Here is a 19,447-nt window from a genome sequence, read left to right on the forward strand (position 1 = left end):
AAGCTGCAAGCCGTAAGCGGTCGCAGTACGGTGGGTGGGAACGGCGCTTTTCACTTGGAGCTTGTAGCTTTTGACGCTTGAAGCTGGCATCGATGCCTACCTGGAACACCTGCGCAGCGAACGCCAGGTGTCCGTCCATACCCTCGACGGCTATCGCCGCGACCTGCTGCGCCTGGCCGCGCTCTGCGAGAAAGCCTCGATCACCGTCTGGCCGGCGCTGCAGGTGCGCGATCTGCGCCTGTTCGTCGCCCGCCTGCACCAGCAGGGCCTCGCCAGCCGCAGCCTGTCACGCCTGCTCTCGGCGACCCGTGGGCTGTTCCAGTACCTGATCCGCGAAGGGCGCTGCCGGCACAATCCGGCGGACGGCCTGTCCGCCCCCAAGGGCGCGCGCAAGCTGCCGCGCACCCTCGACACCGACCGTACCGCACAGTTGCTCGACGGTGGCGTCGAGGACGACTTCATCGCCCGCCGCGACCAGGCCGTGCTGGAGCTGTTCTATTCCTCCGGCCTGCGCCTGTCCGAACTGGTCGGCCTCGATCTGGAATGGCTCGACCTCAAGGAAGGCCTGGTACGCGTGCACGGCAAGGGCAACAAGGTGCGCGAACTGCCCGTGGGCCGCGCCGCGCGGCAGGCCATCGAAGCCTGGCTACCCCTGCGCGCGCTGGTCTCGCCGCAGGACAACGCGGTGTTCATCGGCCGCAGCGGCAAGCGCCTGACGCCGCGCGCCATTCAACTGCGAGTGCGCCAGGCCGGCGTACGCGAGCTCGGCCAGCACCTGCACCCGCACATGCTGCGGCACTCCTTCGCCAGCCACATGCTGGAGTCATCGCAGGACCTGCGCGCCGTACAGGAGCTGCTCGGCCATGCCGACATCGCCACCACGCAGATCTACACCCACCTGGATTTCCAACACCTCGCCACGGTCTACGACCAGGCGCACCCGCGGGCGCGCCGCAAACCCGACGGCGAGCCGGGAGCTGAAGAATGAGTATCCGTCTGGTCACCTTCGACCTCGATGACACGCTGTGGAACGTCGCCCCGGTGATGAACAGCGCGGAAGCCACCCTGCGCGAATGGCTGGCGGTGAATGCCGCACAGCTCGGCCCGGTCCCCATCGAACACCTGTGGGCGATCCGCTCGCGCCTGCTGGGCGAAGACCCGATGCTCAGGCACCGCCTGAGCGAGCTACGCCGGCGCATCCTGTTCCACGCGCTGCTCGATGCCGGTTATCCACAGGCCGAGGCCGGCGACCTGGCCGAAGCCGGCTTCCAGACCTTCCTCCACGCGCGGCATCAGGTGGCGCTGTTCCCCGAGGTGCATCCGACGCTGGAGCGGCTGGCCAACCAGTTCATCCTCGGCGTACTCACCAACGGCAATGCCGACGTGCGTCGGCTGGGCCTGGCCGACTACTTCCAGTTCGCCCTGTGCGCGGAGGAACTGGGCGTCGGCAAGCCGGATCCGCATCCGTTCCAGGAAGCGCTCAAGCGCGGGGGCGTGGCGGCGGATCACGCGGTGCACATCGGCGACCACCCCAGCGACGACATCGCCGGCGCGCGACGCGCGGGCATGAAGGCGATCTGGTTCAACCCGGCTCGCAAGGTCTGGGACGGCGAGGAGGAGCCCAGCGCGATCATCCACAACCTTTCCGAGCTGCCGGGAGTTCTGGCGAAGCTCTGAGGCTTTGGCTCTTCGTAGGAGCGAGCTTGCTCGCGAACAGGATTTCCCGGTCACATTGATGTTGGGCGGTTCGCGAGCAAGCTCGCTCCTACAAGGGCAGCTACCCAACTGGTTGAGCTAGGTGCTCAGGCCAGGAGACGGCAATACACTCAACAGACGGCCATGAAAAAGCCCCGCCACTCCCTCTCGGGACTGGCGGGGCTTTTTCATGTCGCGTCGGATATCAGATGGGGCGGCTGCCGTATTTGCTATCCGGCTTCTTGGGCGGATCGGCGACCACGTTGGGTTCGATCTCCTGCACCTTGCCGCCACGATTGAGGAAATCCTCCATCGCCTTGGCCAGGGCATCGCGCTCCTTCTGCTTGGCTTCGACCGAGGGCAGTTCCTCTTCTTCCGCAGCGGCCTTGGCTTTCTTGCCACCGCCCTTGGGAGAAGGGGCTTCATCCCCATCGCCGCTGTCTGCTTCGGCGTCGCTGTCGTCCGCTGCGACGAGCTCCTCGCCATCGTCCTCGTCAGCGCCGTCCAGCTCGTCCTGTTCCAGTTCTTCGTCGCTCATTGTTCAACCTCTGTGGTGCTGCAAAGCACGTTAGTTATAGCCCAGCTGCGCGCTTTGACGAACGCAGCCGGAAAAAATTCATACAAGCTCGCCCTGCCAGGTCGCCAGTATCCTGCGCGGGCCTCCGTGGTCACGGTGCTCGCCGAGATAGATACCCTGCCAGGTGCCCATTGCCAAGTGGCCATCCTGTATCGGCAGGGTCAGCTGGCAGCCCAGCAGGCTGGCCTTGAAGTGCGCGGGCAGATCGTCCGGGCCTTCGTAATCATGTTCATAGCCGCCCTCGCCCTGCGGTACCAGGCGATTGAAGAATCGCTCGAAATCACGGCGCACCGAGGGATCGGCGTTCTCGTTCACCGTCAACGACGCCGAGGTGTGCTGCAACAGCAGGTGCAGCAGGCCGACCCGGCACCTGGCAAGCTCCGGCAGCGCGGCCAGGATCTCGTCGGTGACCAGGTGGAAACCTCGCGGACGCGGGTGCAGGGTGATGGACTTCTGCTGCCACATGGCGGGCTGACCTCCGTCTGAAGCGGTGATGCGCGCGCATTCTAGCGTGATGTTCAAAAAAGCAAAGGGCGCCCGAGGGCGCCCTTCGTCGAACATGCACGAACCCTTACAGGTTGTAGCCGCGCTCGTTGTGCAGGGAGAGGTCCAGACCCATCGTTTCCTCTTCCTCGGTGACGCGCAGCCCCATGATCAGGTCCAGGACCTTGAGGATCACGAAGCTGACGATACCGGTGTAGACGATGGTGAAGGCCACACCCTTGAACTGGGTGAACAGCTGCGCGCCGATGTCGGTGACGGTGCCGAAGCCGCCCAGGGCGGGCGCGGCGAACACGCCGGTGAGCAGCGCGCCGACGATGCCGCCGACCGCGTGCACGCCGAAGGCATCCAGGGAATCGTCGTAGCCGATGGCGCGCTTGAGGCTGGTGGCGGCGAAGAAGCAGATCACGCCAGCGGCCAGGCCGATCACGATGGCACCCATCGGACCGCAGGTGCCGGCGGCCGGGGTGATGGCGACCAGACCGGCGACCACGCCGGAAGCTATGCCCAGGGCGCTCGGCTTACCGTGGGTGATCCACTCGGCGAACATCCAGCCCAGGGCGGCGGCGGCGGTGGCGATCTGGGTGACCAGCATGGCCATGCCGGCGGTGCCGTTGGCGGCGGCGGCGGAGCCGGCGTTGAAGCCGAACCAGCCGATCCACAGCAGGGCGGCGCCGATCAGGGTGTAGCCCAGGTTGTGCGGCGCCATCGCGGCATTCGGGTAGCCCTTGCGCTTGCCCAGCACCAGGCAGGCGACCAGGCCCGCGACACCGGCATTGATGTGCACCACGGTGCCGCCGGCGAAGTCCAGCACACCCCAGTCCCACATCAGGCCGCCATCACCGCTCCAGACCATGTGGGCGATCGGTGCGTAGACCAGGGTGAACCACAGCGCGGTGAAGATCAGCATGGCCGAGAACTTCATGCGCTCGGCGAACGCGCCGACGATCAGGGCCGGAGTGATGATCGCGAAGGTCATCTGGAACATCACGAACACGCTTTCGGGGAACAGCGCGGCGGCGGAGGTCAGGCCGGTGTTGGTCAGGCCGGCGAGGAACGCCTTGTCCAGGCCGCCGACGAAGGAGGCGAAGTTGATCACGCCCTTTTCCATGCCCACGGTGTCGAAGGCCAGGCTGTAGCCGTAGACGACCCAGAGGATGCTGATCAGCGCGGTGATCGCAAAGCACTGCATCATGATCGACAGGACGTTCTTGGCGCGCACCATGCCGCCGTAGAACAGCGCAAGGCCAGGGATGGTCATCAGCAGCACCAGGGCACTGGAAATCAGCATCCAGGCGGTGTCGCCGCTGTTCAGGACGGGGGCCGCAGCCTCGTCGGCCAGGGCCAGTCCGGGCATTGCGAGAGGCAATAGGGCGCCTAGCCCTGCGTATCTGCGCAGAGTCATTGTTGTTTCTCCTGGGGCGTGGGGTTCGGTGTGGGCTTGGCTTAGATCGCGTCGGTGCCGGTTTCGCCGGTACGGATACGGATGGCCTGTTCCAGATTTACGACAAAGATCTTGCCGTCACCGATCTTCCCGGTGTTGGCAGCCTTGGTGATGGCTTCGATAACGCGATCCAACTGGTCATCGGCGATGGCGACGTCGATCTTCACCTTTGGCAGGAAGTCGACGACGTATTCCGCGCCACGGTACAACTCGGTGTGGCCCTTCTGCCGGCCGAAGCCCTTGACTTCGGTCACAGTAATGCCCTGCACGCCGATCTCGGACAGCGACTCACGAACGTCGTCCAGCTTGAACGGCTTGATGATGGCTGTGACTAGCTTCATGTAACTCTCTCCCGTGTTTTGGTGGACCCGCCCCAGGAAGAACGAACCCGAGGACAAGTCTAAGCGCAGTGTCTGGCTTTTGTAATGCGCCGGCCGCCCTGTCTCAGCACTCCGACTCTTATCCAGCCGCTTGATGCGTCGCGATCCCCCGCGTCGCCTGCCGCACCGGAACTGCGTCGGTGCACGCCATATCTGCCCCAAAGCATGAACCTTGCCAGCTCTATGAAATGCCCGTGGTTTCAGTCACTTGGTGAAAATTCGCGGTCCCTGGCCAATCGCCAGCTGCCATCCCGCGCACCGAAAGCGCGCATATGCAGCGGGCATACTGCTCAAAAAGCGTGCAATCCTCCGCGCCGCAGCCGGTACCGGCTGCGTGATAGACTGCGCTCTGATTCAATCCGGAACCCATGAACCATGCTGCCGCCCAAAGCCTTCCTCGACGCCATCAGCCAACAAGCCGGACGCCTGTTCGGCGGCGAATCGCCCCTGCCGAAGGCCGAGCTGGAAGCCCAGTTCAAGGTTCTGATGCAGAGCGCCTTCAGCAAGCTCGACCTGGTCAGCCGTGACGAGTTCGACAGCCAGATGGTGGTGCTCGCCCGTACCCGCGCCCGCCTCGAGGCCCTGGAAGCCAAGGTCGCGGAAATGGAAGCCAAGCTCTCGCCGCCCGCCGACGCCGCCCCGGCCGCCCCAGCCGAATAAAGGGCAGGCAGGGAAGCCCCGCCGGCGGGGCGGCATGTGATCAAGGAGTGATCCATGTCCCTCGCCATCGTCCACAGCCGCGCCCAGGTCGGCGTCGAAGCACCCGGCGTCACCGTCGAGGCGCACCTGGCCAACGGCCTGCCGTCGCTGACCCTGGTCGGCCTGCCCGAAGGCGCCGTGAAGGAGAGCAAGGACCGCGTGCGCAGCGCCCTGCTCAACTCTGGCTTCGACTTCCCCGCCCGCCGCATCACCCTCAATCTCGCCCCGGCCGACCTACCGAAAGACGGCGGCCGCTTCGACCTGGCCATCGCCCTGGGCATCCTCGCCGCCAGCGGGCAGTTGGCCGATGCCAGTGGCCTGGAGGACCTGGAATGTCTGGGCGAACTGGCGCTCTCCGGCACCCTGCGCCCGGTGCCGGGCGTACTCCCTGCCGCGCTGGCCGCCCGCGCCGCCGGACGGGCACTGGTGGTGCCCAGGGAGAATGCCGAGGAAGCCAGCCTTGCCAGCGGGCTGACGGTCTATGCCGTCGGCCACCTGCTGGAACTGGCCGCGCACTTCAGCGGCCGGGAGCGCCTGCGGCCTTATGAGGCGAACGGCCTGCTGCGCAGCACGCCACCCTATCCCGACCTCGCCGAAGTGCAGGGCCAGACCGCCGCCAAGCGCGCCCTGCTGGTGGCCGCCGCCGGTGCGCACAACCTCCTGTTCAGCGGCCCGCCCGGCACCGGCAAGACACTGCTCGCCAGCCGCCTGCCCGGCCTGATGCCACCGCTGGAGGAAGACGAAGCGCTGCAAGTCGCAGCGATCCATTCCGTGGCCGGACGCGGACCGCTGACCCACTGGCCGCAACGTCCGTTTCGCCAGCCGCACCATACGGCATCCGCACCCGCCCTGGTGGGCGGCGGCAGCCGTCCTCAACCCGGAGAAATCACGCTGGCCCATGAAGGCGTGCTGTTCCTGGATGAACTGCCCGAGTTCGACCGCAAGGTCCTGGAGGTCCTGAGGGAGCCCCTGGAGGGTGGCGAGATCGTCATCGCCCGCGCCAGCGGTCGTGTGCGTTTCCCGGCGCGTTTCCAGCTGGTGGCGGCGATGAATCCATGCCCGTGCGGCTACCTCGGCGACCCCAGCGGACGCTGCCGTTGCTCGCCCGAGCAGGTCCAGCGCTACCGCGCCAAGCTCTCCGGGCCGCTACTGGATCGTATCGACCTGCACCTGACGGTCAGCCGCGAAAGCACCAGCCTCGCGCCTGGCGGCCCCAGCACCAGCAGCGCCGAGCTGGCCGTGCAGGTTGCCGCCGCGCGCCAGCTCCAGTTGAATCGCCAGGGCTGCGCGAACGCCTTTCTCGATCTGAAGAAGATGCACCAATTCTGTGCGTTGAGCGCCGAAGACCAGCTCTGGCTGGAGAAGGCCGGCGAACGCCTGAACCTGTCGCTGCGCGCCCTGCACCGGATTCTCAAGGTGGCGCGCACCCTGGCCGACCTGCAGCAGACGCAGGCCATCGGCCGGGCGCACCTGGCCGAGGCGCTGCAGTACCGCGCCGGGCACTAGTGGCCTGTACGGTTAATTCGGCAACTGAAGTTCGAGTGCCAGGGTTTGCCAGACAAGGCGCCGCGACGAGTCGTAGCAGGGCTACGGTGAGGAGCGGCAACGCAGTACGGCGAAGCCTGGCGCCGAAATTGATTAGTCGAATTAGCCACACAGGCCACTAGCAACGCCAAAACGGCCGCATCGCCTCCAGCCGCGCCTGTTCGCGGCTGACGCCGATGTCCCGCAGTTGCTCGTCGGAGAGCTCCAGCAGTTGCTTGCGGGTGCGCACGCGGCGCCAGAACTGCTGCCAGCGGCTCTCCTGCGATCCACGCGCGGCTACGCGGGTACCCGGGATTTCCAGCAGTTCCTGTTGGTACAGGGTCAGGCGTACATCGCTCATGCCGGTCATGTCGTTGCTCCTCCACTCTAGGGTTCACCAGACGTGGGGATAGCGTGACGAATCGACCAAAAGCATTACAGATTCAACACATCTGAATTTTTCCCATACAGACAGGCGCGAAAAACCTCTGAATGGCGTATTTTTGCGCAATCTGTACTGCACTCGAACAGCCACCGACGACTTTGGATATCTGTCATGACGCGCTATGCGCAGCTCGCCGCCACCCTCGGCGAACGCATCGAGCAGGGGCTGTACCGCCCCGGTGACCGTCTGCCCTCGGTGCGCGCGCTGAGCGAGGAGCACGGCGTCAGCATCAGTACGGTACAGCAGGCTTATCGCGTGCTGGAGGACTCCGGACTGGTGGAGCCACGACCGAAGTCCGGCTACTTCGTGCCCGAGCGCCGACACCTGCCGCCGCTGCCGGCGATGACCCGGCCGGCACAACGGCCGGTGGATGTCTCGCAGTGGGATCAGGTACTGGAACAGGTACGGCGCGCGCCGGGCGGCGATTTCGTCCAGCTCGGACGCGGCACGCCGGATATCGCCAGCCCGTCGCTCAAACCGCTGCAGCGCGCAATGGTCCAGGCGGCCCGGCGCACCGATATGCACAGCCTCGGCTACGAAGGCATCCAGGGTTCGCTGGCGCTGCGCGAGCAGATCGCCCGACTGATGCTCGACTCCGGCTGCCAGGTACCGCCCAGCGAAATCGTCATCACCACCGGCTGCCAGGAAGCCCTGGCCATCACCCTGCGCGCCATCTGCCAGCCGGGGGACATCGTGGCCATCGACTCGCCGAGCTTCCATGGCGCCATGCAGGCGCTCAAGGCGTACGGGCTCAAGGCGCTGGAAATCCCCACCGACCCGGTCAACGGCGTCAGCCTGGAAGCGCTGGAGCTGGCGATGGAACAGTGGCCGGTGAGGCTGATCCTGCTCACCCCCAACTGCAACAACCCGCTGGGCTACATCATGCCCGACGCCCGCAAGCGCGCCCTGCTGTGCCTGGCGGCGCGCTACGACGTGCCGATCCTCGAGGACGACGTCTACGGCGAGCTGGCCTACGCCTACCCGCGGCCACGCAGCATCAAGTCCTTCGACACCGACGACCGCGTGCTGCTGGCCAGCTCGTTCTCCAAGACCGTGGCGCCCGGACTGCGTACCGGCTGGGTGGTGCCGGGGCGCTACCTGGACCGCATCCTGCACTTCAAGTACATCGCCAGCGGCACGTGCGCGCCACAGCCACAGATGGCCCTGGCCGAGTTCGTCGGCGGCGGTCACTACGAGCCGCACATCCGCCGCATGCGCGCGCAGTACCAGCGCCAGCGCGACCTGATGAGCGAATGGGTCGGCCGCTACTTCCCCGAAGGCACCCTGGCCAGCCGCCCACGCGGCGGCTTCATGCTCTGGGTGGAGCTGGACGCGCAGTTCGACAGCGTGCGGCTCAACCAGGAACTGCGCCGCGACAACGTGCAGGTGGCGGCGGGCAGCATCTTTTCCGCCTCGGGCAAGTACCGCAACTGCCTGCGCATGAACTACTCCAGTCGCGACCTGGCGCGTATCGAGGACGCCGTGCGCAAGGTCGGCGCCTGCGCCACGCGGCTGACCACCGAGCTGCGCGCACAGGACGAGGCGCTGCTGCCGGCCTGAGACGAAACATTTATCCACAGCCTGGCGCTGCCGCGCAGCGCCGGGCTGCGGTACCTTGACGGTCCTTTGCCAAGCGCCGTCGTGCGCTCCCGACCCAAGGCGATTCGCGTTGACCAGTCTCACCCTCGGCTCCCTGGCCATTCCCCTGCCCCACGTCCTGCTCTACCTCGGCTTCTTCGCCGCGCTCTTTGCCGGCTGGCTGGCCGGGCGCAAACGTGGCGCCAACCCCGAAGGCGCGCTGTTCGCCATGTTCCTCGGCGGCCTGCTGGTGGCGCGGCTGGCCTTCGTCGCCCGCTATGCCGGACAGTACGGGGCCACGCCGCTGAGCATCGTGGATATCCGCGATGGCGGCTTTCTCGCCCTGCCGGGCATCCTGGCGGCGGTGCTGATCGGCGGGCTGCTGGCCTGGCGCAAGATCGCGCTGCGCCGGCCGCTGGCGGTCGCCGCGGTGGTGGGCGCCTGCGTCTGGGGTGGCGGCAATGCCGTGACTTCGGCGCTGGAACGCAGTCAGCAGATCCCGGAGCTGACGGTGCTGGACCTGGGCGGCCAACCGGTCGATCTGCGCGTGCTGGACGGTCGGCCAATGGTGGTCAATCTCTGGGCCAGTTGGTGCCCACCGTGTCGGCGCGAGATGCCGGTGCTGGAAGCCGCGCAGCAACACCGCAGCGACGTGCGCTTCCTGCTGGTCAACCAGGGTGAATCCGCCGAAGCCGTACGAGGCTTCCTGCGCGACCAGGGCCTGAGCGACGCGGCGATACTGCTCGACAGCGGCAACCGCCTGGGCCAGGCCACCGGTTCCTACGGCATGCCCACCACACTGTTCTACGACGCCCAGGGGCGCCTGAAGCACAGCCAGATGGGCGAACTCTCCGCCGCCAGCCTGGAATACGGCCTGGGCCGCCTCAAGGATTGATCCACCCACACCCGCAGGGCGGATAACGTTCGACGTTATCCGCCCGACCTTCCCTACCCACCCCACACCTGTAGGAGCGAGCTTGCTCGCGAACCCTGGTATTCCGCCGAGCCATCCGGCGTGCGCAGGTAGTCTTTCGCGAGCAAGCTCGCTCCTACAGGCAAAGCTACAGAGCGCTGTACAGCGGATAACGCTGCCAACCAGGATCGGGCGCTTCCACGGGTCGATGCGGGAGAAGCTCGCGGGCTGCTTGCCGGCCATCCCACTCACCGGTCTTGCGATCCGTCGCCGATACTCTCGGGCTTCACGTTGTAGCCGTGCTTCGGATCGCCGGCAGCGCCGTTCCGGCCAGGAATTGCCGTCTCTCTCGCCGTGGTCTTGAGTAAAGGCAGCCACTGCTGGCACGCAGCCTGAACACAACCTCGAAAATATTCGAGATCGACTAATGAATACCAAAAAACTATCGAATCCATGATCTCAAATCAAAAAAGCTATCGATCTATGCTAGAATGCTGCGTCTTCCGCCCTCAGGGTGGCAATCCGATAACAAGGAGAGCTAGCTCAAGATGGAGACACCTTCCCGCCCCCGGAGCACCTTGAACCCTCCGGTTTTCTATACCTCCGCCATACTCATCCTCGCCCTCGTCGCCTTCGCGACGCTGCTGCCGGAGCAGGCCCAGTCACTCTTCGGCCTGGTGCAGAAATGGATCATCAGCAACGCCAGCTGGTTCTATGTCCTCACCGTGGCCCTGGTGCTGATCAGCGTGGTCTTCCTCGCCGTCAGCCGTTACGGCGACATCAAGCTCGGCCCTGACCACAGCCGCCCCGATTACCGCAACACCACCTGGTTCGCCATGCTGTTTTCCGCCGGCATGGGCATCGGCCTGATGTTCTTCGGCGTCGCCGAACCGGTGATGCACTTCATCGCACCCCCCGTCGGCGAGCCGCACACCGTGGAAGCGGCTCGCGAAGCGATGAAGCTGACCTTCTTCCACTGGGGCCTGCACGCCTGGGCGATCTATGCCATCGTCGCGCTGATCCTGGCGTTCTTCAGCTTCCGCCACGGTTTACCGCTGACCCTGCGCTCGGCGCTCTACCCGCTGATCGGCGAACGTATCTACGGCCCCATCGGCCATGCGGTGGATATCTTCGCGATCATCGGTACCGTATTCGGCGTGGCGACCTCGCTGGGCTACGGCGTGCTGCAGATCAACAGCGGCCTGCACTTCCTGTTCGGCTGGCCGGTGAACCAGACGGTGCAGGTGATCCTGATCGCCGTGACCTGCGGCCTGGCCACCCTCTCGGTCGCCAGCGGCCTCGACCGGGGTATCCGCATCCTCTCCGAGCTGAACCTGGGGCTGGCGGTCGTCCTGCTGCTCTTCGTGCTGGTCTTCGGCCCCACCGTGTTCCTGCTGCAGACCTACGTGCAGAACACCGGCGCCTACCTCTCGGATATCGTCAACAAGACCTTCAACCTGTACGCCTACCAGCCTACCGACTGGATCGGCGGCTGGACCCTGCTCTACTGGGGCTGGTGGCTGTCCTGGTCGCCCTTCGTCGGGCTGTTCATCGCGCGTATCTCGCGCGGCCGGACCATCCGCGAGTTCGTCTGCGGCGTGCTCTTCGTCCCGGCCGGCTTCACCCTGCTGTGGATGACCGTGTTCGGCGACAGCGCCATCCACATGATCCTGCAGGACGGCTTCACCCGACTGGCGGACGTGGTGAACCAGGACAGCTCGGTGGCGCTCTTCGCCTTCCTCGAACACTTCCCGCTGGGCAGCGTGATCTCGCTGGTCGCGGTGGCGATGGTGGTGGTGTTCTTCGTCACCTCGGCCGACTCCGGCGCACTGGTGGTGGACATGCTCGCCTCCTCCGGCCACGACCATTCGCCGCTGTGGCAGCGCGTCTTCTGGTCGGTGCTGATGGGCGTGGTGGCCATCGCGCTGTTGCTGACCGACGGCCTGAAAGCGCTGCAGACAGCGACCATCGCCAGCGCGCTGCCCTTCGCGATCATCCTGCTCGCCTCGATCTGGGGGCTGTTCAAGGCCCTGCGCCTGGACGCCACCAAGCGCGGCATCCGCTACCAGGCGCTGAGCTTCTCTCCCGCCCGCCACCGCAGCAGCGGCGAAGGCTGGCAGCGCCGCCTGCGCAACATCGCCATGTTCCCGCGGCGCAGCCACGTCAACCGCTTCATCGAAGAAGTGGCGCGCCCGGCCTGCGAGGATGTCGCGGCCGAACTGCGCAAGCAGGGCTACGACGTCGGCGTGACGACCGGCGACGACAGCCGGGTGCGACTGGAGGTCGGGCATGGCACCGAGGTCGACTTCATCTACGAGGTCCGTCCGCGCGCCTTCACCACCCCCAGCTTCGTCATGCGCGACACCGAGGACACCAGCGAATCCCGCAAGTACTTCCGCGCCGAGGTGCACCTCAAGGAAGGCGGCCAGGACTACGACGTCATGGGCTGGAGCCGCGACGGGGTGATCAGCGACATCCTCGACCAGTACGAACGGCACCTGCACTTCCTGCACGTGGTGCGCTGAATGAAAGAGGCCGGCAAATGCCGGCCTCTTTAACTTCAGGGCAACGGGATCGGCGTACTTCAGGCATTCACCCACAAGAACCCCAAATCATCAATTACGCTCCCCATCCAGTCGACAACCCACTCTTTATTACCAACCCCATCTATCACCATACAATTCATTTACTGGAAGTCTTCAGGTTTGAGCGGTCAGCGGCTGGCCCAGCGTAATTACTCGGCCCTGTATGTACTATAAGGACCATTTGCCCCGTAATAATATCCATCCAAACCTTTAACTCCAAAAACAAGATAAACTCCCGCCACCTCACAGCATAGTGCCGCATCATTCTCCGACACACTACTACCTCTATAAACAAATCTAACCTCTCTTGCGCCTCCCTTCAAAAATTTGACATGACTGAATCTAGCAATTTCCCTCTGATCAACTTTATCCAAAGAAGTAACTCTCCCTATAAAAACCACGTCCGATGCAGCAGAAACCCCCTCCAAAGATAGTTTTCTTAGTGAACACGCCAAACAAATAGCAGGAATAATCAACATAAAGCCTGCAAGGACTCGCAGAAGATACTTATTCACTCTCGAGCTCCGGCAAATGACGGAGATCGAAGCGGAGCGATCTGCAATTGCTGCCTCATCTTGCTTTCATTCAATACTCCGTCTCCCGTGCCGCCTCCAAGACAAAAAGCTTAACAAATGAGAACTTCACCCGACTCGATCTAACCAGCAATTAAACCCCTTGACGCCTGACTGGAAGAACTCTTTAATCCTTCCCACCCTCTAATCATTCTCTATAGGATAAACACCATACGGTCCATTTATTGGATAATAATCTCCAATTTTATTTCTAGCTAGAAACAACAAATAAACCTTTCCCTTTACACAACAAGCCGGAAGTTCTCCAAGCATGTTACTATTGATCGCAAAATTAATAAGCCTTCTCTCATCCCCCTTCAAGGTACTCATAACTCTTATTATTGCTCGATCATAAGGATAATCTGATTTTTCTATACCAACCACCCGACCAATTACTACCAAATCAGAGCCATGAACAATCTCTTCGAAAGATTGCCTTGTGATATTATTTGCACCAACATCCATCGAAAAGATCAAAATCAGAAGAACAGCAAAAGACCTTATACTCACTATACTCTTCATAGCTCACTCCACGTGATTAGGATTGGCTAAACGAGGAGCAAGACCTTTTATCTGTTTGAGAGCTTTATTTTCATTGGAAATTGCATTACCCGTGTCTGCGCCAACCATATGTGGAATTGCATGCCCAACGAGTTCATGCATCAAAGCCTCAGACGGATCATAGCCCATCCATCCGCCCCCCTCCAAAGCAGCAGCAGAATTATCCTCACTCGCACTAACAGTCACAAACATTGTAGAGCTATCCCCACTCAACCCGCTAGTGACTGCACCGCCTTGCATGGATATATCCTCATCCTTTAAAGTTCCTCCATCAAAATATCTTTCGCCAACCCTTATATAGATCACACCTTCATTGTTAATAGCCTTCTTAATTCGATCAGAATAATAACCAGATCCACTATTGTTTTTTCCACCAATATACCGCAATTGATTATTCCCATTAAACCCGAATCTCACGGACGCATATTTATTAATCCAAGACGCAATTCTTCCATTATCTTTTGCATCAACTGACACAATCTGTCGCCCATCAGGATCAATATACGCATAAGGATTTCCGACTGCATATATATATCGATTTAAAGTCTTTGGCTTTCTCGCATCAACTCCGAATGGATCCACCGACAAAAACCGTCCAATTACCGGATCGTAATACCGCGCGCCCATATAAACCAATTCGTTGGACTGGCTCTGCAGGTGCCCGGTAAACCCTATCGAGCCATACCCCCGGTAAGCCGGGGTGTCCTGCCGTTCACCATAGGGACGGAAATGTTCTCGCCAGAGAACCTTGCCACTCTCATCGGTTGCCGCTACGGGCGAGCCGAGGAGATCGTTGTGGTAGTAGGTCACGAAGACTTCGGCGGAGTGAGCCGCGCCGCAGATCGACAGCAGACACAAGCCAAGCAATTTCATCCACTGATGCATGGTTGTTCTCCCTATTCAAAAAACGGTCCCAGAGCGTCCAGCAACTGGATATCGGCGCTCCTGGCAGTTGGAAACGCCATTGCCATTGCTATCAACGAACTCACACTGCATTCGCGAGGCGACTCGCTCGCCAGCCAGGTAGATGTGCTCGACGAACCCGCCATCGGCGGGGAAGTCCTCGCGCAGCAGGCGACCGTCCTGGCCATACAGAGCCAATTCCTGGATACCAGTGGCGAAGGTAGTGACGCTGCGGTAACCGCGAGGGTCGTAGATGTAGCTCTCGGTGGGAGACGGGCAGTCCCATTTCGGATCGATGCAGAACTGCATCATCTGGTTGGCACTGTTATAGGTGTAGCGCGAGCGCCCTTGGGTGGTGTTGCCACGGTTGTTGTAGGTCAGCGCGAAATTGAGCGTACCGCCTATGGATGCCAGGCGCCCCTGGCTGTCATAGCCGTAGTTCAACTGCCGCCCGCCGATATTCTGGGCGGTCAAGTCATTGCGGTTGTTATAGGCGAAAATAGCGTTACCCCAGATACCACTGGAGCCGGTCAAACGATCGAGCCCGTCATAGCTCATTACCTGGTTGTAGCGGCCATCCACTTCGTCCACCTGCTGCGTCAGGTTTCCAGCGCCGTCATGGAGGTAGCGCTGCGCCATGGGGACGGGAAGCTGCGTGAGGCCACCGACTCGCCGATCGGTTGGATGCAGTCGCTGTGGATCCTGCCCGACCGTCAATGTCCGCCCACTGGCAAAGGTCAGGGACTTCAGTGCACCGTTTGGGTAGTACGCTACGGTGCTGGCAAAACTACCGGCCTGGGTGGGTCGACCATAGATGTCGGGGTTGTAGAACACCTGCAGCCCGCTGGGATAGGTGATGGTGTGCAACTGGTCCAGGGAGTTGTAGCCATAACCGATGCTGAAACTGCGGCGGGGAGTGGATAACGTCAGGGTTTCCTGGATGATCTGGTCATGGGCGTTATAGGTGAAGTCCCACACGGTCCCCTGATAAGAGGTTTGCCTCAGCAACCGGCCGCCGAGATCGTACGAGAATGCGAAGGTCTGGCCTCCCGCGAGGTTTCTGGCGGTTAGGCGGTTCATCGCGTCATAGGCGAAGTAGTCCGCATCCGCGGCGCCCACCTTCTGGCTCGTGCGGTTGCCTACCGCATCGTAGCCATAGGTTGTGGTTTGCGTTTCCGGATTGAATTCACTCGCCAGGAAGCCTCTCGAGTCATAGGTATAGGTACGCTTCAGACCGCCTTGCTCAAGGGCAGTGACGCGCCCCAGATGGTCGCGGGTGATGATCGTGGTGACACTCGCCGGTTGCTCGATCCGAATGAGTCCACGCTCCACTGGGTCACCATAGGAAGCATAGGTTCGGCGGGTCTGATTGCCTCGTTCATCAACAGAGGTTTCTGAGTTGCTCCCGTAGGAAACCGAGATACTCGTCCCATCCGCATGCCGGGTGAGCTTGCGACGTCCCAGGCCGTCGTATTCGAAACGCTCACCATTGCTGCTGGCGACGGCGTATCCAGGCAGGGAAAGGAAAACTTTCTGCCCATCCGCCTGGTAGGTCGCATTGCTCACGATGGGAGACGGACCACCCTGCTCCTTCTGGCTGATCAGATGCCCCAGGGAGTTGTACTGACGGACCCGGGTGTAACCCACTCGCGTCGCCGTCTCCGTGACGCCAATGGAGGTAAAGTTGTAGCCGATGTCGTAACGAGTAACGCTGCTCTTGGGGAGCTGGATCATGGTGACGCGGTTCATCGCATCGTAGGCATAGCTGGTGACTCGCCCCAGGGGATCGATCAGCGAAGCCAGGGTACCCGTTGCATTGACCGCACGCCCAATGATGCCGCCATCAGGCTGTACCGTCCGCTTCGCAATGCCCCTGTAGTAATCGGAATGCTGGGCGACTCGACCATTGGCGTCGGTCTCGCTGGCCAGATCGCCTTTGGGGGTATAGGTATATCGAGTGGCGACACCATACCGGGAGGTATGAGATAGACGACCGGAGTTCGTATAGCTGTTGCTGATCGAGCCCGGAATACCGGATACGGTCTTGTTTGCCACCTTGCCGAGCATCCATAGCCCGCCCGGCCGAGTGTAGGTATAGCTGGTAGTGCGACTACCCTGGCCCTGCTCCGAGACCGTCAACGGCTGTCCGTAACGGTCGTAGGTGTAACCCGTGATATAGGTGCTGCCATCCTGAGTAATCACACGTTGCTTGAGGATTGGCGCCCGCGTGCTGTTCTCGACCAGCAGGTTGTAGCGCCGCATTTCCTTCTGCCCGGAGATATCCTGGCGATCCCAGGTGTAAGTCTCTGTTCGCAGGGCAGCGCCACATCCTCGCGCTGCAACACTCTTGCGAACCAGATTACCCACCTTCCAGAGCCCTTGGTCCACCCCGGATGCACCATTGGCTATGGTATTGGTACCAACGTGTTCGTAAGTGATGCATTGCAGTGGTCCGCGTTCCACTGTCTGATCATTTCCGGGTGAATAACCCTTGGTGTACGTGTACTCCCATACCAGGTTGCCAGGCTGTACACCGGTTACACCCGACAGCGTCCGGCGCTTGATGACGTTGAGCTTTTCCGCCACATCCACACCCAACTGCAGGACGTCATAGTCATAGCTCGTCTTCAATCTGGCGGGACTGGTCATGGCAGTCATGGAAAAACGCCCCGGGACAGTTCCCACAATCGAGTTCGAGTTGTTGTAACTGTAGGTCCAGCGCGTACCATCCGGGTATTTGACAGCCGACAAGTAGTGTGGCTTTGCCCCCTGGCCCCAGTTCGCATCGACATAATCGAAATCTATGTAGCGACCATTGGCGGAAATCCTGCTCAGGGTCGCGCGCGTCCCACTTTCATCGGAATACGAAAAGCTGACCGTACGGCCATCCGAAGCGCTGATTCGTTTGAGTAGATGATGCGGCGCCAGTTGGTTTGAGGAGGTGATGTTGTAGCTGAAGTCCAGGGCATTGCCATCCGCATCCTCGATACGGGTGACGAAGTAGCTGCGCAGTTGCTGATCGGGAGAGACCGTTCCTTTCAGGTTGAAGATATATTTTCGCCCGTCAGGTGAAAACACCAGCAGACCGCCATCGCCCTTGTTCTGACTAGTCGGCAAACAGCGACCGATCCAGCGCGACTTGGTAATGAACGCATAATCGTTACCGTCACCGTTGGCCAGTACTTGCCGCGAGCCATCCGGCAATTCGAGAATCGGATTAAGACTGGAGGAGATTTCAGATATCTGACAGCCGTGGTTGGTATCTGCCTGGTTGAGATAGTTGTATTTCTGCGAAACCCAGATCCGGCCGAAATGCAAATCCCATCCGGTACCAAAAGGTGTACGAGCCGCATACCCGTTGCTGTATGGACCAACGCTATTCGTCACACTCTGGTAGTTACGCAGTATCTCGATATCCATGCCGCCGTTGCCGGGAATCACCAGATCCCGAACCTGGATCTTGAGTGCGCCGCTGAACGGGTCGACGCTGTCTACCTGGCCATCGCTGGCATAGTTTCGGTCTGCATTGAAACCTGGGTCCTGGTATGACCCCACTGCCGCACTATTGAACTCTTCAGCTGCAGCCAGGTATTGGGAGCCGGCAAGGCACACCATCCATGTGACAGCGATTGCACGTTTACTGACCATAGGTTTCTCCTTGATTCCGCACGCCCGGTCAGCTCTCGCAGCCAGGCATATCAAGGTCAAACCTATATAAAAGTTCCCAGGAACATGGATGGGAACGCCTCAGCCAATTTCCCACTTTTGCAGTGGAATTAATCGTCCGTCAGACTATGTCCCCCATTACGTCTGTCAGTAGGCGCGCATGGAATGCGCGCCTGATTGAGCCATATCGCAGAATTACTGGATCTGCTCAGGCGTCACGATCACCCAGTTCTTGTCGGCGGTGACCGGCAGGCCAAGTTTTGCCTGGGCAGCCGCGTTCTGCTTGATCATCCCGTTGAGCTGGTCCATGTACTTGGGCTTGCGGTTGATCCACAGATGGATGCCGTTGTCGGCGGTGCCGTTGAACAGCATGTAGCCGTCGCTGCTGGGGGTATCGCCGCCGACCAGGATCGGGCGCTTCCACGGGTCGATGTAGGTGAGGATCGCGGCCTGCTTGCCGGCCATCCAGGTCGCCGGGGTCCACAGGTAGGGGGTGACCTCCAGGTCCAGATTGGCTTTGGGATCGTACTTTCCGGCGCTGATCTGCTTGCGTGCGGTGGTCAGCTCGCCGGTCTTGCGGTTCTTCAGCAGGGTGGTGACGCCGATGACGTTCTCCGGCTTCACGTTGTAGCCGTACTTCGGATCGGAGGCGACCATGCGCACCAGTTCTTCATGGGCGGCGGTCATCACGTAGACCTCGATACCGTTCTCCATCAGCTTGTTGTACAGCTCGGCCTGCCCGGTGAAGACTTTCGGCGGGTTGATCTCGATGGCCTTCACCGCGTCCCCCTCGTAGTAGGTGCTGGGGACCGGCTTGCCGTAGGCCATCAGCTCATCGACGTAGCCCTTGAGCTCCTTGAGGGTGAAGCCGGAGAACACCTGGGCGACCCAGGGGTAGCAGACCAGGTCGTCGATCTCGCACAGGCGGTAGTAGTAGCTGTTGAGGCTTTCCTTGTGGCCGTTGACGTCCTTGAACGGAATCAGCTTGAGCGACGGGTCGAGCTTCTCGCGGGTCAGCACGCCCTTCATTTCCAGGAACGGCAGCAGCGACTCTTCCAGATCGTACCGGTAGCTGGTGTTGTCCATGTCGAAGACCGCGAAGGCGCCCTGGTTGGCGTTGGCGGCGATCAGGGCGTCGAGCTGCTTGGCGGCGGCTTCCGGCCAGTGCTTGAGCTCGGTGGCGGCGAAGGCGGTGCTGGCGAGGCCGCCGAGTATCAGGCCGGCGATCAGGGAGCGGAAGGGCTTCATGGGGTTCCCCCGGTGGTGGTCTGGAAGGTTGGGGAAGTCCGCCTCGCGGCCCTTCCCTGGACTAGTCCACCTCTGACCCTAGCAAAGCCCTGTTTCAACTCGACGACCGAAGCCGACACGGAACGTCGTGTCCGCGCCAGGACATGTCTGTTCGCG

17 protein-coding genes are annotated in these 19,447 nt (G+C 61.7%); 7 read left to right on the plus strand and 10 right to left on the minus strand.

Translation table 11 applies throughout. From position 1 onward, the window contains the following. Positions 1–70 precede the first annotated feature (70 nt). Positions 71–988 (plus strand): tyrosine recombinase XerC, encoded by a 918-nt coding sequence (gene xerC, locus H681_RS24075; RefSeq protein ID WP_015479512.1) that lies wholly within the window; start codon positions 71–73, stop codon positions 986–988. Continuing rightward, complete coding sequence (locus H681_RS24080; protein ID WP_015479513.1) at positions 985–1,677, plus strand: HAD family hydrolase; 693 nt, start codon at positions 985–987, stop codon at positions 1,675–1,677. Before xerC ends, H681_RS24080 begins: the two co-directional genes overlap by 4 nt. 223 nt (positions 1,678–1,900) lie before the next feature. Here H681_RS24080 and sutA read toward each other — a convergent pair whose 3' ends face one another. The 4 genes from sutA to glnK all read right to left on the minus strand — a co-directional run bounded on the left by sutA (position 1,901) and on the right by glnK (position 4,558). Beyond that, complete coding sequence (gene sutA / locus H681_RS24085) at positions 1,901–2,233, minus strand: transcriptional regulator SutA (protein WP_015479514.1); 333 nt, start codon at positions 2,231–2,233, stop codon at positions 1,901–1,903. Positions 2,234–2,311: 78 nt separating this feature from the next. Beyond that, a complete protein-coding gene (locus H681_RS24090) occupies positions 2,312–2,737 on the minus strand; it encodes a secondary thiamine-phosphate synthase enzyme YjbQ (RefSeq protein WP_015479515.1) in 426 nt (141 codons plus the stop codon). Positions 2,738–2,843: 106 nt separating this feature from the next. Further along, entirely contained in the window at positions 2,844–4,178 is a 1,335-nt protein-coding gene (locus H681_RS24095; RefSeq protein ID WP_015479516.1) for an ammonium transporter, read from the minus strand. A gap of 41 nt (positions 4,179–4,219) precedes the next feature. Further along, entirely contained in the window at positions 4,220–4,558 is a 339-nt protein-coding gene (gene glnK, locus H681_RS24100) for a P-II family nitrogen regulator (protein ID WP_003457590.1), read from the minus strand. A gap of 414 nt (positions 4,559–4,972) precedes the next feature. On the opposite strand from glnK, the gene H681_RS24105 reads away from it, so the two are divergent. After that, positions 4,973–5,257, plus strand: a complete 285-nt coding sequence (locus H681_RS24105; RefSeq protein ID WP_015479517.1) for an accessory factor UbiK family protein — start codon at positions 4,973–4,975, stop codon at positions 5,255–5,257. A gap of 54 nt (positions 5,258–5,311) precedes the next feature. Next, positions 5,312–6,802, plus strand: coding sequence for a YifB family Mg chelatase-like AAA ATPase (locus H681_RS24110; protein ID WP_015479518.1), 1,491 nt, complete (start codon positions 5,312–5,314; stop codon positions 6,800–6,802). A gap of 157 nt (positions 6,803–6,959) precedes the next feature. Here H681_RS24110 and H681_RS24115 read toward each other — a convergent pair whose 3' ends face one another. Beyond that, positions 6,960–7,190: a DUF1127 domain-containing protein gene (locus tag H681_RS24115; protein WP_015479519.1), complete on the minus strand. Its 231-nt coding sequence runs from the start codon at positions 7,188–7,190 to the stop codon at positions 6,960–6,962. Positions 7,191–7,376: 186 nt separating this feature from the next. Between H681_RS24115 and H681_RS24120 the strand changes: the two genes are divergently transcribed. The 3 genes from H681_RS24120 (at position 7,377) to betT (ending at position 12,281) form a co-directional block, all read left to right on the plus strand. Beyond that, complete coding sequence (locus H681_RS24120) at positions 7,377–8,825, plus strand: aminotransferase-like domain-containing protein (protein ID WP_015479520.1); 1,449 nt, start codon at positions 7,377–7,379, stop codon at positions 8,823–8,825. Positions 8,826–8,934: 109 nt separating this feature from the next. Next, a complete protein-coding gene (locus H681_RS24125) occupies positions 8,935–9,738 on the plus strand; it encodes a TlpA disulfide reductase family protein (protein ID WP_015479521.1) in 804 nt (267 codons plus the stop codon). Between the two features lie 566 nt (positions 9,739–10,304). Continuing rightward, positions 10,305–12,281 carry a choline BCCT transporter BetT gene (betT, locus tag H681_RS24130; RefSeq protein WP_015479522.1) on the plus strand — a complete coding sequence of 659 codons (1,977 nt, stop codon included), beginning with the start codon at positions 10,305–10,307 and terminating at the stop codon, positions 12,279–12,281. Between the two features lie 209 nt (positions 12,282–12,490). On the opposite strand, the gene H681_RS26515 is transcribed toward betT, so the two are convergent. The 5 genes from H681_RS26515 to H681_RS24140 form a co-directional block, all read right to left on the minus strand. Further along, entirely contained in the window at positions 12,491–12,856 is a 366-nt protein-coding gene (locus H681_RS26515) for a hypothetical protein (protein ID WP_157883356.1), read from the minus strand. Between the two features lie 201 nt (positions 12,857–13,057). After that, a complete protein-coding gene (locus H681_RS26520) occupies positions 13,058–13,435 on the minus strand; it encodes a hypothetical protein (protein ID WP_157883357.1) in 378 nt (125 codons plus the stop codon). A 3-nt stretch (positions 13,436–13,438) separates the two neighbouring features. After that, on the minus strand, positions 13,439–14,359 hold the full coding sequence (locus H681_RS26155) for an RHS repeat domain-containing protein (RefSeq protein ID WP_015479523.1): 921 nt from the start codon (positions 14,357–14,359) through the stop codon (positions 13,439–13,441). Positions 14,360–14,374: 15 nt separating this feature from the next. After that, on the minus strand, positions 14,375–18,025 hold the full coding sequence (locus H681_RS24135) for an RHS repeat protein (protein ID WP_015479524.1): 3,651 nt from the start codon (positions 18,023–18,025) through the stop codon (positions 14,375–14,377). A 213-nt stretch (positions 18,026–18,238) separates the two neighbouring features. Beyond that, positions 18,239–19,291: a hypothetical protein gene (locus H681_RS24140; protein WP_015479525.1), complete on the minus strand. Its 1,053-nt coding sequence runs from the start codon at positions 19,289–19,291 to the stop codon at positions 18,239–18,241. Positions 19,292–19,447 lie beyond the last annotated feature (156 nt).

The organism is Pseudomonas sp. ATCC 13867 (assembly GCF_000349845.1).
GTDB lineage: Bacteria > Pseudomonadota > Gammaproteobacteria > Pseudomonadales > Pseudomonadaceae > Pseudomonas.

Coding starts and splice junctions, on each gene's coding strand:
- glnK (WP_003457590.1), bottom strand. CDS start 4,558: ATGAAGCTAGTCACAGCCATCATCAAGCCGTTCAAGCTGGACGACGTT.
- H681_RS24115 (WP_015479519.1), bottom strand. CDS start 7,190: ATGACCGGCATGAGCGATGTACGCCTGACCCTGTACCAACAGGAACTG.
- sutA (WP_015479514.1), bottom strand. CDS start 2,233: ATGAGCGACGAAGAACTGGAACAGGACGAGCTGGACGGCGCTGACGAG.
- H681_RS24120 (WP_015479520.1), top strand. CDS start 7,377: ATGACGCGCTATGCGCAGCTCGCCGCCACCCTCGGCGAACGCATCGAG.
- H681_RS24090 (WP_015479515.1), bottom strand. CDS start 2,737: ATGTGGCAGCAGAAGTCCATCACCCTGCACCCGCGTCCGCGAGGTTTC.
- H681_RS26155 (WP_015479523.1), bottom strand. CDS start 14,359: ATGCATCAGTGGATGAAATTGCTTGGCTTGTGTCTGCTGTCGATCTGC.
- H681_RS26520 (WP_157883357.1), bottom strand. CDS start 13,435: ATGAAGAGTATAGTGAGTATAAGGTCTTTTGCTGTTCTTCTGATTTTG.
- H681_RS24095 (WP_015479516.1), bottom strand. CDS start 4,178: ATGACTCTGCGCAGATACGCAGGGCTAGGCGCCCTATTGCCTCTCGCA.
- H681_RS24140 (WP_015479525.1), bottom strand. CDS start 19,291: ATGAAGCCCTTCCGCTCCCTGATCGCCGGCCTGATACTCGGCGGCCTC.
- H681_RS24135 (WP_015479524.1), bottom strand. CDS start 18,025: ATGGTCAGTAAACGTGCAATCGCTGTCACATGGATGGTGTGCCTTGCC.
- H681_RS24110 (WP_015479518.1), top strand. CDS start 5,312: ATGTCCCTCGCCATCGTCCACAGCCGCGCCCAGGTCGGCGTCGAAGCA.
- H681_RS24105 (WP_015479517.1), top strand. CDS start 4,973: ATGCTGCCGCCCAAAGCCTTCCTCGACGCCATCAGCCAACAAGCCGGA.
- H681_RS24080 (WP_015479513.1), top strand. CDS start 985: ATGAGTATCCGTCTGGTCACCTTCGACCTCGATGACACGCTGTGGAAC.
- betT (WP_015479522.1), top strand. CDS start 10,305: ATGGAGACACCTTCCCGCCCCCGGAGCACCTTGAACCCTCCGGTTTTC.